The 15,470-nt window shown below is 56.5% G+C and carries 12 protein-coding genes and 2 tRNA genes; 7 read left to right on the top strand and 7 right to left on the bottom strand.

Going from position 1 to position 15,470, the window contains the following annotated elements:
* Positions 1 to 2 precede the first annotated feature (2 nt).
* Together narL and narX are read right to left on the bottom strand one after the other, a co-directional pair.
* Complete coding sequence (gene narL / locus FU672_RS01450; RefSeq protein WP_008499531.1) at positions 3 to 653, bottom strand: two-component system response regulator NarL; 651 nt, start codon at positions 651 to 653, stop codon at positions 3 to 5.
* On the bottom strand, positions 646 to 2,442 hold the full coding sequence (narX, locus tag FU672_RS01445; RefSeq protein WP_148241870.1) for a nitrate/nitrite two-component system sensor histidine kinase NarX: 1,797 nt from the start codon (positions 2,440 to 2,442) through the stop codon (positions 646 to 648). The genes narL and narX overlap by 8 nt, the downstream gene beginning before the upstream one ends.
* 309 nt (positions 2,443 to 2,751) lie before the next feature.
* On the opposite strand from narX, the gene FU672_RS01440 reads away from it, so the two are divergent.
* The 5 genes from FU672_RS01440 to narI all read left to right on the top strand — a co-directional run bounded on the left by FU672_RS01440 (position 2,752) and on the right by narI (position 11,189).
* The gene (locus FU672_RS01440) at positions 2,752 to 4,149 is read left to right on the top strand and encodes a NarK family nitrate/nitrite MFS transporter (protein WP_148241869.1); all 1,398 of its coding nucleotides are present in this window, start codon (positions 2,752 to 2,754) and stop codon (positions 4,147 to 4,149) included.
* Between the two features lie 380 nt (positions 4,150 to 4,529).
* Positions 4,530 to 8,273, top strand: a complete 3,744-nt coding sequence (locus FU672_RS01435; protein ID WP_148241868.1) for a nitrate reductase subunit alpha — start codon at positions 4,530 to 4,532, stop codon at positions 8,271 to 8,273.
* A complete protein-coding gene (gene narH / locus FU672_RS01430) occupies positions 8,270 to 9,805 on the top strand; it encodes a nitrate reductase subunit beta (protein WP_148241867.1) in 1,536 nt (511 codons plus the stop codon). The genes FU672_RS01435 and narH overlap by 4 nt, the downstream gene beginning before the upstream one ends.
* Positions 9,802 to 10,512, top strand: coding sequence for a nitrate reductase molybdenum cofactor assembly chaperone (gene narJ, locus FU672_RS01425; RefSeq protein WP_148241866.1), 711 nt, complete (start codon positions 9,802 to 9,804; stop codon positions 10,510 to 10,512). Before narH ends, narJ begins: the two co-directional genes overlap by 4 nt.
* The gene (gene narI, locus FU672_RS01420; protein ID WP_023312107.1) at positions 10,512 to 11,189 is read left to right on the top strand and encodes a respiratory nitrate reductase subunit gamma; all 678 of its coding nucleotides are present in this window, start codon (positions 10,512 to 10,514) and stop codon (positions 11,187 to 11,189) included. Before narJ ends, narI begins: the two co-directional genes overlap by 1 nt.
* Here narI and FU672_RS01415 read toward each other — a convergent pair.
* Positions 11,186 to 12,082 carry a DMT family transporter gene (locus FU672_RS01415; protein WP_148241865.1) on the bottom strand — a complete coding sequence of 299 codons (897 nt, stop codon included), beginning with the start codon at positions 12,080 to 12,082 and terminating at the stop codon, positions 11,186 to 11,188. The two genes, narI and FU672_RS01415, sit on opposite strands and share 4 nt — an antisense overlap.
* Positions 12,083 to 12,189: 107 nt before the next feature.
* On the opposite strand from FU672_RS01415, the gene FU672_RS01410 reads away from it, so the two are divergent.
* Entirely contained in the window at positions 12,190 to 12,633 is a 444-nt protein-coding gene (locus FU672_RS01410; protein WP_148241864.1) for an Lrp/AsnC family transcriptional regulator, read from the top strand.
* Between the two features lie 76 nt (positions 12,634 to 12,709).
* Here FU672_RS01410 and FU672_RS01405 read toward each other — a convergent pair.
* The 4 genes from FU672_RS01405 to FU672_RS01390 all read right to left on the bottom strand — a co-directional run bounded on the left by FU672_RS01405 (position 12,710) and on the right by FU672_RS01390 (position 14,421).
* Positions 12,710 to 12,794 (bottom strand) — tRNA-Tyr (locus FU672_RS01405).
* A 35-nt stretch (positions 12,795 to 12,829) separates the two neighbouring features.
* A tRNA-Tyr gene (locus FU672_RS01400) sits at positions 12,830 to 12,914 on the bottom strand.
* 159 nt (positions 12,915 to 13,073) lie between these two features.
* A complete protein-coding gene (purU, locus tag FU672_RS01395) occupies positions 13,074 to 13,916 on the bottom strand; it encodes a formyltetrahydrofolate deformylase (protein ID WP_148241863.1) in 843 nt (280 codons plus the stop codon).
* Between the two features lie 46 nt (positions 13,917 to 13,962).
* Positions 13,963 to 14,421, bottom strand: coding sequence for a YchJ family protein (locus FU672_RS01390; RefSeq protein WP_148241862.1), 459 nt, complete (start codon positions 14,419 to 14,421; stop codon positions 13,963 to 13,965).
* Between the two features lie 115 nt (positions 14,422 to 14,536).
* Between FU672_RS01390 and rssA the strand changes: the two genes are divergently transcribed.
* Complete coding sequence (gene rssA, locus FU672_RS01385) at positions 14,537 to 15,439, top strand: patatin-like phospholipase RssA (RefSeq protein WP_148241861.1); 903 nt, start codon at positions 14,537 to 14,539, stop codon at positions 15,437 to 15,439.
* Positions 15,440 to 15,470 lie beyond the last annotated feature (31 nt).

Below are 15,470 nucleotides of genomic sequence, written 5' to 3'. Positions count from 1 at the left end.
CCTTAAAAAATGCGTTCCTGATGCACCCACACGGCGGCCTCAACGCGGGATTTTAACTTCATTTTCTTCAGCATATGCTTCACGTGCACTTTGACCGTGCTTTCGGTGATATCCAGGCGGCGGGCGATCATTTTGTTCGGCAGCCCCTGGGCAATGAGTTTGAGAATATCGCGCTCACGCGGCGTTAACTGGCTGACGTCACGGTCAGAGGTGGCACGGTTTGCCCGCAGGCTGGCGGCCAGGACCGGCGTTAAGGCTTCGCTGAGAACCATCTCGCCCGCCGCAGCCTGCTGCAGTGCCTTAAGCAAGTCTTCCGGCTCCATATCCTTCAGCAAATAACCATCCGCTCCGCGCTTCAGCGCCGTGACCACATCCTCTTCATGGTTCGACACGCTAAAGACGACGATGCGCCCGGAAAGCGATTTCTCCCGCAGCTTGTCGAGGGTTTCCAGACCGTTCATGCCCGGCATATTCAGATCGAGCAGGATCAGATCGGGATCGAGGGATTCGGCAAGCTCAATGCCCTGTTCACCGTTGCTGGCTTCGCCAACCACGGTAATATCGGGTGCCATGCTGACCAGCTGTTTCACGCCAGTACGCAGCATCGGATGGTCGTCGATCAACAGGATGGATGCCGGTTCCTGATTAGTCATGGGTTTCTCCTTGAGCAGTTGTGAGCGGTTTCTCGGGAATAAAGGTGACGACAACTTCCGTGCCGCCCGTCTCTCTCCGGCGAACCTGGCAATCACCGCGCAGGCTTTGGGCGCGGTCTCGCATAATAATTAAACCATAGTGGTTAGTGCGTTCGGCATTTTCCGGCACGCCGCGGCCGTTGTCGTGAACCGTGAGCTTCACCTGATTGTTGTGCTGGCTGACGGTGACCGTTACCGCCGTCGCGCCGGAATGCTTGAGCACGTTGCTCAGCGCTTCACGGGCGATCTGCAGTAAATGTATGGCCTGGTGGGAGGGGACAAACCGCGGTGGCAGCTGGTAGTCCAGCTTTACCGGGAACCCCAGCCGGGCGCTAAATTCGTGACAGCTGGCCTCCAGCGCCGGGCGCAGGCCCGGCTCGGTCAGCTGCAGGCGGAAGGTGGTCAGCAGCTCGCGAAGCTGTATCCAGGAGGTGTTCAGCTCGTTGCGGATCTGGCTGAGCAGCTGCTTGTTGCTTTCCGGCATCTGCGCATCCTGCATCTGCAGGCAGCTCACCTGCATTTTCATACAGGAGAGCGACTGGGCGATAGAGTCGTGAAGCTCGCGGGCAATAGTCGCGCGCTCTTCCATGACGATCAGCTGCTGCTGTTTTTCCTGATGCCTGTCGAGCGCCAGCGTGGCCGTTAACTGTTCAACCAGTGTATCAACCAGCTGCTGCTGGTCGTGACTCAGGTGACGCCCGGCTGGCAGCGTTGCCAGCAGAATACCGTACTGGGTGTGGCTGTCGGTCAGGCGCCACTTCAGGGTGGTGCCGCCGGACGCCAGCAGCGGCAGGCCGCGAGGGCAAAGATGGCAGCCTTTGTCATCACAGGACATATCGGACTGGCAGGTAAATTCCTGATGGTTATCTTCGTCTTCCACATCGTAAACCCGCAGCTCCAGGTCGTGAAGCAGGGTCAAATTTTGCAGGCCATTCAGCACCGGCGAGAGGCGTTCGCATAGCGGCACCTGCATGTGCAAACGACGGTTGGCCTGCCACAGGAAGGAGAGGATCTCGTTTTTCTGCTCCAGTCCGGCCGTTTTTTCCTGAACACGTTGCTCCAGCACCGCGTAGCTCTCGGAGAGCTCTGCCGACATGGTATTAAGTGCCTGGCCGAGCATGGCCATCTCGTTGCGCCCGCTGATGTGCGTGCGCTGGGTAAAATCGCGTGCGGTGACCGCGCGGGCCATTGCCAGCAGCTGTTTCCAGGGATTCAGCAGCCGCGCGCGGAGCCAGACGATGGTGAAGATCAGCAGCAGACCCATAAACAGCGCCATCGCGCGGTGCACCATCACCACCCGGTCGATGCGTAATTCGGTGGTTTGGTCGAAAGAGGAGACCAGCGCATCAATGCGTGAGACGAACCCCGCCACGTCCTGCGCAACGGTTTCTGTGCTGCGCGCCTGTTTCAGCCCGGGCGCCAGCTGGGTGTGCCAGTAGCCCTGAAGGGCGTTAAGCTGGGATTGCTGACCGGCGCGGATAGCGGCGTTTTCCAGTTCGGGGCTGAAGACCGTACGCTCCATTTCATCAATCAGGGGCCGATCGTCCTGCGTCAGGGGAACAGATGCCAGCAGACGATAACTCTGCATGCGTAGCGAGCCTGCCTCGTTGATGGCATGCGCATTACCCTGTACGCCCTGTACCAGCCAGCCGGAGATCGCCATGCCGGTCACGCCGATGGCGGTGGACAGCAAAACAATCAGGGCTAGCTGATTCACGAGTGTCAGCGGAGATAAACATCTTTTTAACATAGAGGTGGCGTGCTCCTGACGTGGCCTGCTTGCAGGAATGGCGCTATTCTGGTGCATACTCAGGAGTATACCCATACCAATAAAGGATTACCCCTAAATTGCCAGCGAAGTAGAGGGAAGAAGGTGGGGGTAGCCAGGAACCGTCAGTACCGTGAAAAACCACGTCTTTTTTACCGAATTAGCCTACTCACTAAGGGTGAGGCCTTATTTTGCACCGCAAATCCCCCCACTTTTCCTTTGATTTATATCAACTTACCGCCGCCCTAAAACCCTAATGTTTGCAGCATCATTCGAGAATCAGAGGTGTCTATGAGTCACTCATCCGCTCCCGAAAGGGAAAATGGTGCCGTTATTACAGACTGGCGTCCAGAGGATCCGGCGTTCTGGCAACAGCGCGGCCATCGTGTAGCAAGCCGGAATCTGTGGATTTCCGTGCCGTGTCTGTTATTAGCGTTTTGCGTATGGATGTTGTTTAGTGCGGTGGCGGTCAATCTGCCAAAAGTTGGGTTTACGTTTACGACCGATCAGCTGTTCATGCTGACCGCACTGCCGTCGCTGTCAGGCGCGCTGCTGCGAGTACCTTACGCGTTTATGGTGCCGGTGTTTGGCGGTCGTCGCTGGACGGCGTTCAGTACGGGCATCATGATCGTCCCGTGCGTGTGGCTTGGCTTCGCGGTGCAGGATACCTCTACGCCGTTTAGCGTGTTCGTGATTATCTCCCTGCTGTGCGGTTTTGCGGGTGCGAACTTCGCCTCCAGCATGGCGAACATCAGCTTCTTCTTCCCGAAAGCGAAGCAGGGCGGCGCGCTGGGGATTAACGGCGGTCTGGGGAACATGGGCGTCAGCGTGATGCAGCTGATTGCTCCGCTGGCGATCTCGGTCTCCATTTTTGCGGCCTTTGGCGGCGGTGGCGTTGAGCAGGCGGATGGTTCTTCCCTCTATCTGCAAAACGCAGCCTGGATCTGGGTACCTTTCCTGGTGGTCTTCACCCTCGCAGCCTGGTTCTTTATGAATGACCTGTCCGCGTCGAAGGCATCGCTGAGCGAACAGCTGCCGGTGCTGAAGCGAGGACACCTCTGGGTGATGGCGCTGCTGTATCTGGCCACCTTCGGCTCGTTTATCGGCTTCTCTGCGGGCTTCGCGATGCTGTCGAAAACGCAGTTCCCGGAGATTCAGATCCTGCACTTTGCCTTCTTCGGGCCGTTCATTGGTGCTCTGGCGCGTTCGCTGGGCGGCATGGTGTCTGACCGCCTAGGCGGTACCCGCGTGACGCTGGTGAACTTCATCGTGATGGCGGTCTTCTGCGCGCTGCTGTTCCTTACGCTGCCAGCCGACGGGCAGGGCGGTAACTTCATCGCCTTCTTCGGCGTGTTTATGGTGCTGTTCCTGACGGCCGGGCTGGGGAGTGCGTCTACCTTCCAGATGATCTCCGTGATCTTCCGCAAGCTGACCATGGACCGCGTGAAAGCGCAGGGCGGGAGCGAAGAGCAGGCGATGCGCGAAGCGGCGACGGATACGGCCGCGGCGCTGGGCTTTATCTCTGCCATCGGCGCGATTGGCGGCTTCTTTATCCCGAAAGCGTTCGGTATCTCTCTGGACCTGACCGGCTCTCCGGCGGGCGCCATGAAAGTCTTCCTCGTCTTCTATATCGCCTGCGTTGTGATTACGTGGCTGGTATATGGCCGTAATACTAAGAAAAATAAGTAAGTGTGATTATCCGTTTACGCGGCCTTCGGGCCGCGTTTTTTTTGGGCTTAAAATAGTTACAACATACTGATGGGTTTACAGAGGAAGCCTGCGGGTAACGCTGCGATCGCCATCGCTTTACAGGTCGCTCTACCCCTTAATACCTGAGATGTTAAATGTTGACTGGCTTTTTGTACGATAAAACAGAAATAACTCTAAATTTCATGCGGATAGAATTTTTTTGAAGATACCGCTTTGGTGGTATTCGGAACCACTCCACGCCTGAAAGTCCCTCGTCGTCTTGATCGTTATCAATTCTCCCCCTCTTTCAGGGCGTTACCTTCGCTGCAAATCAGCAATGTCGATTTAGAGAGCCACAGGCTCCACACAGGAGATACCCGATGAGCAAATTTTTGGACCGGTTTCGCTACTTCAAACAGAAGGGTGAAACTTTTGCCGATGGGCACGGCCAGGTTCTGGATACCAACCGGGACTGGGAAGACGGTTACCGTCAGCGCTGGCAGCATGACAAAGTCGTCCGTTCGACCCACGGCGTGAACTGTACTGGCTCATGTAGCTGGAAGATTTTCGTTAAAAACGGTCTGGTGACCTGGGAAATGCAGCAGACCGACTATCCGCGCACCCGCCCGGATATGCCAAACCACGAACCGCGCGGCTGCCCGCGTGGCGCCAGCTACTCCTGGTATCTCTACAGCGCGAACCGTCTGAAATACCCGCTGATGCGCAAGCGCCTGATGAAGATGTGGCGTGAGGCGAAAGTGCAGCACAGCGATCCGGTGGATGCCTGGGCGTCCATCATCGAAGACGCGGACAAAGCAAAAAGCTTCAAGCAGGCTCGCGGTCGCGGTGGTTTCGTTCGCTCCTCATGGAAAGAGGTGAACGAGCTGATTGCCGCCTCCAACGTTTACACCGTCAAAACCTACGGCCCTGACCGCGTGGCGGGCTTCTCGCCCATCCCGGCGATGTCGATGGTCTCTTACGCCTCCGGGGCGCGCTATCTGTCGCTTATCGGCGGTACCTGCCTGAGCTTCTACGACTGGTACTGCGACCTGCCGCCTGCGTCTCCACAGACCTGGGGCGAGCAGACCGACGTGCCGGAATCTGCGGACTGGTACAACTCCAGCTACATCATCGCCTGGGGCTCAAACGTTCCTCAGACCCGTACGCCTGACGCGCACTTCTTCACCGAAGTCCGTTACAAAGGCACCAAAACCGTGGCGGTGACCCCTGACTACGCGGAAATCGCCAAGCTTTGCGATCTGTGGCTGGCGCCGAAACAGGGTACCGATGCGGCGATGGCGATGGCGATGGGCCACGTTATGCTGCGCGAATTCCATCTTGATAAGCCAAGCCAGTACTTCACCGACTACGTTCGCCGCTACACCGACATGCCAATGCTGGTCATGCTGGAAGAGCGTGAGGGTTACTATGCCGCCGGCCGTACGCTGCGCGCTGCCGATCTGGTGGATTCGCTGGGCCAGGACAATAACCCTGAGTGGAAAACCGTTGCGTATAACAGCAACGGCGAGCTGGTGGCGCCAAACGGCTCTATCGGCTTCCGCTGGGGCGAGAAGGGCAAGTGGAACCTTGAACAACGTAACGGCACCACCGGCGAAGAGACGGAGCTGCGCCTGAGCATGCTGGGTAGCCAGGACGAGATCGCTGAAGTCGGGTTCCCGTACTTCGGCGGTGAAGGTTCTGAGCATTTCAACAAGGTTGAACTGAAAAACGTTCTGATGCACAAACTGCCGGTTAAACGCCTGCAGTTGGCCGACGGTTCTACCGCACTGGTCACCACCGTTTATGACCTGACCATGGCGAACTATGGTCTGGAACGCGGTCTGGGCGATGAAAACTGCGCAACCGGCTATGACGATGTGAAAGCCTACACCCCGGCCTGGGCGGAACAGATTACCGGTGTTCCTCGCGCACACATTACCCGTATCGCACGTGAGTTCGCAGAAAACGCGGACAAAACGCATGGACGTTCGATGATCATCGTCGGTGCGGGTCTGAACCACTGGTATCACCTCGATATGAACTATCGCGGACTGATCAACATGCTGATCTTCTGCGGCTGTGTCGGTCAGAGCGGCGGCGGCTGGGCGCACTATGTAGGCCAGGAAAAACTGCGTCCGCAGACCGGCTGGCAGCCGCTGGCATTTGCCCTCGACTGGCAGCGACCTGCACGCCATATGAACAGCACCTCTTACTTCTATAACCACTCCAGCCAGTGGCGCTACGAAACGGTCACCGCGCAGGAACTGCTGTCGCCGATGGCGGATAAATCCCGCTACAGCGGCCACCTGATTGACTTCAATGTGCGCGCTGAACGCATGGGCTGGCTGCCGTCGGCGCCGCAACTGGGCACTAACCCGCTGCGCATTGCGGAAGCGGCGAAGAAAGCGGGCATGACACCGGTGGACTATACCGTTAAGTCTCTGAAAGAAGGTTCTATTCGCTTTGCGGCGGAACAGCCTGAAAACGGTAAAAACCATCCACGTAACCTGTTCATCTGGCGCTCCAACCTGCTGGGTTCATCCGGTAAAGGTCACGAGTTCATGCTGAAGTATCTGCTCGGTACCGAGCACGGTATTCAGGGTAAAGATCTCGGCAAGCAGGGCGGCGTGAAGCCGGAAGAGGTGGAGTGGAAAGATAACGGTCTCGACGGCAAGCTGGATCTGGTGGTGACGCTCGATTTCCGTCTGTCCAGCACCTGCCTGTACTCCGACATCGTGCTGCCAACCGCGACCTGGTACGAAAAAGACGACATGAATACCTCGGATATGCATCCGTTTATTCATCCGCTGTCTGCGGCCGTTGACCCGGCGTGGGAATCGAAAAGCGACTGGGATATCTACAAAGACATCGCGAAGAAATTCTCCGAAGTCTGCGTTGGGCACCTGGGCAAAGAGACCGACGTGGTGACGCTGCCAATCCAGCACGACTCCGCCGCCGAACTGGCGCAGCCGCTGGACGTGAAGGACTGGAAAAAAGGCGAATGCGACCTGATCCCTGGCGTGACCGCACCGCACATTATTCCGGTTGAACGCGACTACCCGGCAACCTACGAGCGCTTTACCTCTATCGGCCCGCTGATGGAGAAAATCGGTAACGGCGGGAAAGGGATCGCCTGGAACACCCAGAGCGAAATGGATCTGCTGCGTAAGCTCAACTACACCAAAGCGGACGGCCCGGCAAAAGGCCAGCCCATGCTGAACACGGCCATTGATGCGGCAGAGATGATCCTGACCCTGGCGCCGGAAACCAACGGCCACGTTGCCGTGAAAGCCTGGGCGGCACTGAGCGAGTTCACCGGCCGCGACCATACGCATCTGGCGACGAATAAAGAGGAAGAGAAAATCCGCTTCCGCGATATTCAGGCGCAGCCGCGTAAGATTATCTCCAGCCCGACCTGGTCAGGCCTGGAAGATGAGCACGTTTCTTATAACGCGGGCTACACCAACGTTCACGAGCTGATCCCATGGCGCACCCTGACCGGCCGTCAGTCGCTGTATCAGGATCACCAGTGGATGCGTGACTTCGGTGAAAGCCTGCTGGTTTACCGTCCACCCATCGACACCCGTTCGGTGAAAGCCGTGATGGGCGAGAAGTCCAACGGCAACCCTGAGAAAGCGCTGAACTTCCTGACGCCGCACCAGAAGTGGGGTATCCACTCCACCTACAGCGACAACCTGCTGATGCTGACGCTGGGTCGCGGTGGTCCGATTGTCTGGATGAGCGAAGCGGATGCGAAAGATCTGGGTATTGTGGATAACGACTGGATTGAAGTGTTTAACAGCAACGGTTCACTCACTGCGCGTGCAGTCGTCAGCCAGCGCGTCCCGGCCGGGATGACCATGATGTACCACGCGCAGGAACGTATCGTGAACATTCCTGGCTCAGAACTCACAGAGCAGCGCGGCGGTATTCATAACTCGGTCACCCGTATTACGCCGAAGCCAACCCATATGATCGGTGGTTATGCGCAGTTGGCCTACGGCTTTAACTACTACGGCACCGTAGGATCGAACCGCGACGAGTTCGTGGTGGTTCGTAAGATGAAGAATATTAACTGGTTAGATGGTGAAGGTAATGACCAGGTACAGGAGAGCGTAAAATGAAAATTCGTTCACAAGTCGGCATGGTGCTGAATCTGGATAAATGCATCGGCTGTCATACCTGCTCAGTCACCTGTAAAAACGTCTGGACCAGCCGCGAAGGTACCGAGTACGCCTGGTTCAACAACGTTGAAACCAAGCCAGGCACCGGCTTCCCGACCAACTGGGAAGATCAGGAAAAATACAAAGGCGGCTGGATCCGCAAAATCAACGGCAAAATTCAGCCGCGCATGGGTAACCGTGCCATGCTGCTGGGTAAAATATTCGCCAACCCGCATCTGCCGGGCATTGATGATTACTATGAGCCGTTTGATTTTGACTATCAGAATCTGCATACCGCCGCGGAAGGTAAGCATCAGCCGGTTGCCCGTCCTCGCTCACTGATTACCGGGAAGCGGTTGGACAAGATCGAGAAAGGCCCGAACTGGGAAGACGATCTGGGCGGTGAGTTTGAGAAGCTGTCGAAAGACAAAAACTTCGAGAACATGCAGAAGGCGATGTACGGCCAGTTTGAAAACACGTTCATGATGTACCTGCCGCGCCTGTGCGAACACTGCCTCAACCCGGCGTGCGTGGCAACCTGCCCGAGCGGCGCCATCTACAAGCGTGAAGAAGATGGCATCGTGCTGATCGACCAGGACAAGTGCCGCGGCTGGCGTATGTGTATCACCGGTTGCCCGTACAAAAAAATCTACTTCAACTGGAAGAGCGGCAAGTCTGAGAAGTGCATCTTCTGCTATCCGCGTATTGAAGCCGGGATGCCAACCGTCTGCTCCGAAAGCTGCGTAGGCCGTATTCGTTACCTCGGCGTGCTGCTGTATGACGCGGACGCGATTGAAAACGCCGCCAGCACCGAGCACGAGAAAGATCTGTATCAGCGTCAGCTGGACGTGTTCCTCGATCCGAACGATCCGAAGGTGATTGAGCAGGCGCTGAAAGACGGCGTGCCGCAGAGCGTCATCGACGCGGCGCAGCAGTCTCCGGTGTACAAAATGGCGATGGACTGGAAGCTCGCGCTGCCGTTGCATCCGGAATACCGCACCCTGCCGATGGTCTGGTACGTGCCGCCGCTGTCGCCGATTCAGTCTGTAGCTGACGCAGGTGAACTGGGCAGCAACGGCATCCTGCCGGACGTGGAAAGCCTGCGTATCCCGGTTCAATACCTGGCCAACCTGCTGACCGCAGGGGACACCCAGCCGGTACTGCTCGCGTTGAAACGTATGCTGGCGATGCGTCACTTCAAACGTGCGGAAACCGTAGACGGTGTAACCGATACCCGCGCGCTGGAAGAGGTCGGTCTGACCGAAGCGCAGGCGCAGGAAATGTACCGCTATCTGGCGATTGCCAACTACGAAGACCGTTTCGTGGTGCCGAGCAGCCACCGTGAACTGGCCCGCGAAGCCTTCCCGGAAAAAAATGGCTGTGGCTTTACTTTTGGCGACGGTTGCCACGGGTCAGACAGCAAATTCAACCTGTTCAACAGCCGCCGCATCGATGCCATGGATGTGACCAGCAAAACGGAGCCGCACCAATGATTGAACTCGTCATTGTTTCGCGTCTGCTCGAGTACCCGGATGCTGCGCTTGCGCAGCATCAGCAGGAACTCTTTGATGCACTCGCGTCATCTGAAAACCTGGATAAAGACGATGCCCAGAAGCTGAGCGTCTTCCTCCGCGATCTGCTAGCGCGCGACCTTCTGGATGCCCAGTCGGACTACAGCCAGCTGTTTGATCGTGGTCGTGCGACCTCGTTACTGCTGTTTGAACACGTGCACGGTGAATCCCGTGACCGCGGTCAGGCGATGGTAGACCTGATGGCCCAGTACGAACAGCACGGCCTGCAGCTCGACAGCCGTGAGCTGCCGGATCATCTGCCGCTGTATCTGGAGTACCTGGCGCAGCTGCCGAAAGAAGAGGCGCTGGGCGGTCTGCAGGACATCGCGCCGATCCTGGCGCTGCTCGGTGCGCGTCTTCAGCAGCGCGAGAGCCGCTATGCGGTGCTGTTCGATCTGCTGGTGAAGCTGGCCAACGCCGCGGTCGACAGTGAAAAAGTGGCGGAGAAAATCGCGGATGAAGCCCGCGATGATACGCCACAAGCGCTGGATGCGGTCTGGGAAGAAGAGCAGGTGAAATTCTTTGCTGACCAGAACTGCGGCGAGTCTGAAATCTCCGCTCACCAGCGTCGTTTTGCCGGCGCGGTTGCCCCGCAATATTTGAATATCTCTAACGGAGGACGGCACTAATGCACTTCCTGAATATGTTCTTCTTTGACATTTACCCGTATATCGCGGGCACCGTGTTCCTGGTGGGAAGCTGGCTGCGTTACGACTACGGCCAGTACACCTGGCGTGCTGCCTCCAGCCAGATGCTGGATCGTAAAGGGATGCATGTGGGCTCTAACCTGTTCCACATCGGTATTCTGGGGATTTTTGCCGGTCACTTCCTTGGGATGCTGACGCCGCACTGGATGTATGAAGCGTGGCTACCGATCGAGGTGAAGCAGAAGATGGCGATGATTGCCGGCGGTGCCTGCGGCGTGATGACCCTGGTCGGTGGCCTGCTGCTGCTGAAACGTCGTCTGTTCAGCCCGCGCGTGCGTGCAACCACTACCGCAGCGGACATTCTGATCCTCTCCCTGCTGATGGTGCAGTGTGCGCTGGGCCTGCTGACCATTCCGTTCTCGGCGCAGCATATGGACGGGAGCGAAATGATGAAGCTGGTCGGCTGGGCGCAGTCCGTGGTGACCTTCCACGGCGGAGCGTCCGCGCACCTGGACGGCGTGGCGTTTATCTTCCGCGTTCACCTGGTGCTGGGGATGACGCTGTTTGTGCTGTTCCCGTTCTCTCGTCTGGTGCATATCTGGAGCGCGCCGGTGGAGTACCTGACGCGCAAATACCAGATTGTACGCGCCCGTCGCTAATTCACCGTTTTGATACTCACCCCGCACTCGCGGGGTTTTTTTTCGTCCCAGCCCAGGTTGTTGCCCGCTGCAGCAAAGAGGATCAGTGCTCCGCCCGCCAGCTGCGTCAGGTTCAGCGAGTGTCCGAACACCAGGTTATCGACAACGATCGCCACCACCGGATAGATAAACGACAGGGAGCCGGTAATGGGCGTAGGCAGCTTCTGAATTGCGCTGTAGAGCAGCTGGTACATAATGCCGGTATGGACGATGCCCAGCGTCAGCAGGATCGGCCAGGGAAAATCACCGGAAAATGACGGCATGCTGGCAAACGGTAAAAGCATCACGACGCCAGTCAGCACCTGGATAAAGGCAATATGCTGTGGCGCAACGGATCTGAGTTTGCGGGCAATAATGGCCGTGACCGCGTAGAAGAAAGCCGCGGCCAACGCCAGACCGATTCCGGCGAGCCATTCACTGCCATGCGCGCCGGTTAGCTCACTGGAGAGCAATATCACCACGCCGCCAAAGGCGAGGACCAGCCAGCTCCATTTCACCAGGCTGACGCGTTCCCCTAAAAACATCCCCATCAAGACCAGCATAAACGGCTGGGTGTTATAGACCACGGTAGAAAGACCAATAGAGATCCGTTCATAGGCTGCGAAGAGCAGCAGCCAGTTCACCACGAGCGCTACGCCGCCGAGAATGGCCAACAGCAGCGTGGTGCGGGTGAGGGGGCTAAAGGGCTTCTGACTTACCCGGATAAAAATAAAAAGCGCCATTGCCCCGATAAGACAGCGCCAGAACACCACTTCCGTTACCGGCAGGCCGCTGAGTAAAACAAACGCACCGATAGAGCCGGAAATTAACATCGCCAGGCTCATTTGCCAGACGCCTTTATGGAAATCACGCATCACCCACCTCCTGATTAATGACGCTATTGTCGAAAATTGCTGTCGGGTTTTACAGGGGTGATATAAGGTTAAATAGGTTAATGGCTTTTTAAAATTAGGCGAAAAAGATGGAATACCTTCTCGATGATATCGACCGACAAATTCTAGCCTGTCTGGTCGAGGATGCGCGCATGTCTTTAAAGGTGCTCAGCGGACGCATCGGTCTGACTTCCCCCAGCACCGCAGAGCGCCTGAAAAGGCTGGAAGAGCGCGGTGTGATTCAGGGGTATGGCGCACGGGTGAATCTGGCGGCGCTGGGGTATACGCTGCAGGCGCTGGTGCGCGTGCGGCCTTTGCCGGGGTTGTTGCATAAGGTGGACAAGCACATTCAGGCGATGCCGGAGTGTATTGAGAGCGACAAAGTCACCGGGGAAGATTGCTTTGTGATTAGGCTGGTGGTGCGCTCGATAGAGCAACTGGATATGTTGCTGGACGGCCTGGCAGAGCATGCCCAGTGTAATACGTCGATTGTGAAAAGTTCGCCGGTAAAGCGCCGTTTGCCGCCGATGTAGTCGCCTGTCGCCGGGTGGCGGCTACGCCTTACCCAGCCTACGAAGGCGGACGCGGTTTTTTATGTTGGGGAAGTAATGGTGGTGGGGGAAGGATTCGAACCTTCGAAGTCGATGACGGCAGATTTACAGTCTGCTCCCTTTGGCCGCTCGGGAACCCCACCAGGGGTAATTCAAATTTTGAGGTCATGCTGAGAGATGGTGGTGGGGGAAGGATTCGAACCTTCGAAGTCGATGACGGCAGATTTACAGTCTGCTCCCTTTGGCCGCTCGGGAACCCCACCACGGGGTAATGCTTTTTTTACTGGCCTGCTTCCTGCTGGAAGCGGGGCGCATCATATCAAATGAGGCGCCCCTGTAAAGCGATACCACAACAAAAATGTACCGGTTGCCTGATTTTTACACGTAAAGCTGTAAAGCTAACCAATTCATTTCTCAGTCGATCAAAGAATAATCGTTCTGTTGCCGTAAACGAAGACGCGCTGGGCCAGCACCTGATACAGCGCACGGCTTAACACATTTTTCTCAACGTCACGTCCTGCGCGCATCATGTCTTCTGCGGTATAGGTATGATCCACATGGATCACGTCCTGCATAATGATTGGACCTTCGTCCAGGTTGTCATTTACGTAGTGGGCGGTTGCACCGATGATTTTCACGCCGCGCTCGTAGGCCTGGTGATAAGGGCGTGCGCCAATGAAGGCGGGCAGGAACGAGTGATGAATGTTGATAATCTTGTTAGGGAAGCGCGACACGAAGGATGGCGTTAACACGCGCATGTATTTCGCCAGCACCACGTAGTCCGGGCTATGCGCTTCAATAGCCTGTGCCATCAGATCGTCGTGTTCTTCACGCGTGTGGCCTTCGTGGCTCACCAGCTCGAACGGAATATCAAAACGCTCAACCAGCGTACGCAGCGTCTCGTGGTTACCGATGACGGCGGCGATATCGACATCCAGGCCACCGTAGTTGGCTTTCATCAGCAGGTCGCCCAGACAGTGTGCTTCTTTGGTCACCAGGATCACGATGCGGCGTCGACCGGCTGGGGTCAGCTCGCGCACGGAACCTTCCGGCAGCGCGCTGTCCAGATCGGCAAGCAGGGTGGTGTCGTTGAAAATACCTTCCAGCTCGGTACGCATAAAGAAGCGGCCGGTACGGTGGTCAACGAACTCGTTGTTCTGCACGATATTCAGTTCATGTTTGTAGCAAATGTTGGTAATTCGTGCGATCAGTCCTTTTTGATCGGGACAGATGGTGCGCAGAACTTTACGTTGTAATGATTGCATCGCCTGGAAATCCTGTTTGTATTTGCGAAGTCTGGGTTGTCAGGCACTACTGCCCGCAACACTTTTTAAATTTTTTACCTGAACCACATGGGCAGGGATCGTTACGACCAAACTGTGGGCGCGTTCCGTCAATATAATACCATTGCCCGCTTTCCTTTAAGAACCGGGAACGCTCGATAATGGCGCCCGGTTTATTATTCTCGGTAAAACGGGCAACAAAGCTGACGTAACCTTCTTCAACATGACTGCCGGTTGAAGATTCATAGACGGTAAGGCCGAGCCACTGCGTGTTCGCAAACCCGGTTTCGATGTCCCGCCTGAATTCGGCAGCGTGGCAGGAGGGATGCCAGGTTTTGATCAGGTAGTCTGCGTCTTTGATCACAAAAGCAGTGTACCGTGAACGCATGAGGTGTGACGGGTCTGGTGCAACCTGATCGCCAGAAAGATATCGCTGGCAACATAGGCTATACTCCAGAGCGCTACCACAAGGGCAGAGTTGAGACACGATTCTCTTCCTGGAATAAAAAATTAAAGGCGTAAAACGCTTCGGGTAGCACTATGTTAACTGAGCTGTTGCGTTGACGCTATGTCAGGAATCCAGGGGAAGTAAAACAGGGCTAATGAGAAAGGTTAAAATTGGACTGGCGCTGGGCTCAGGTGCAGCCCGGGGATGGTCACACATCGGCGTGATTAATGCCTTAAACAAGATGGGCATTGACGTTGATATTGTCGCAGGATGTTCAATCGGATCGCTTGTCGGCTCCGCTTACGCGTGCGGGAAGCTTCCGGAACTCGAGACGTGGGTGCGCTCCTTCAGTTACTGGGACGTGCTGCGTCTGATGGACCTCTCATGGCAGCGTGGTGGGCTATTGCGCGGCGAACGCGTTTTTAACCAGTTCCGCCAGGTTATGCCTCTTGAAGACTTCACTGATTGTCAGATGCCTTTCGGCGCCGTCGCGACGAACCTCAGTACAGGACGCGAACTCTGGCTAACCGAAGGGGATATCCATCTTGCTGTGCGTGCCTCCTGCAGTATGCCGGGGCTCATGGCACCTGTCCCACATAACGGCTACTGGCTTGTCGATGGTGGCGTCGTTAACCCGGTTCCCATTTCTCTGACGCGTGCAATGGGGGCGGATATCGTGATTGCCGTCGACCTGCAGCACGACGCCCACCTGATGCAACAGGACCTCATGCCGGTCAATCTCCAGAGCGAAGATGCCGAGGGCGAGAAACTGGCCTGGCATGAGCGCCTGCGTGGCAGAATCGGGCGTATGGCCGCACGTCGCTCGCTTGCCGCGCCGACGGCGATAGAAATCATGACCACGTCAATCCAGGTACTGGAGAATCGCCTTAAGCGTAATCGTATGGCTGGCGACCCTCCGGATATTCTTATTCAGCCTTACTGTCCGCAAATCTCTACCCTTGATTTCCATCGGGCTGAGGCCGCCATCGCAGCGGGCTCGTTAGCCGTCGAAAAGAAAATGGACGAATTGTTGCCTTTTGTGCAGACCGCACGTTAAGCACCTTTTTTTGATTACTTCAGCAAAATCT

This window comes from Enterobacter asburiae (genome assembly GCF_008080435.1).
Lineage (GTDB): Bacteria > Pseudomonadota > Gammaproteobacteria > Enterobacterales > Enterobacteriaceae > Enterobacter > Enterobacter asburiae_C.
This window is presented reverse-complemented; position numbering and strand designations above follow the sequence as displayed.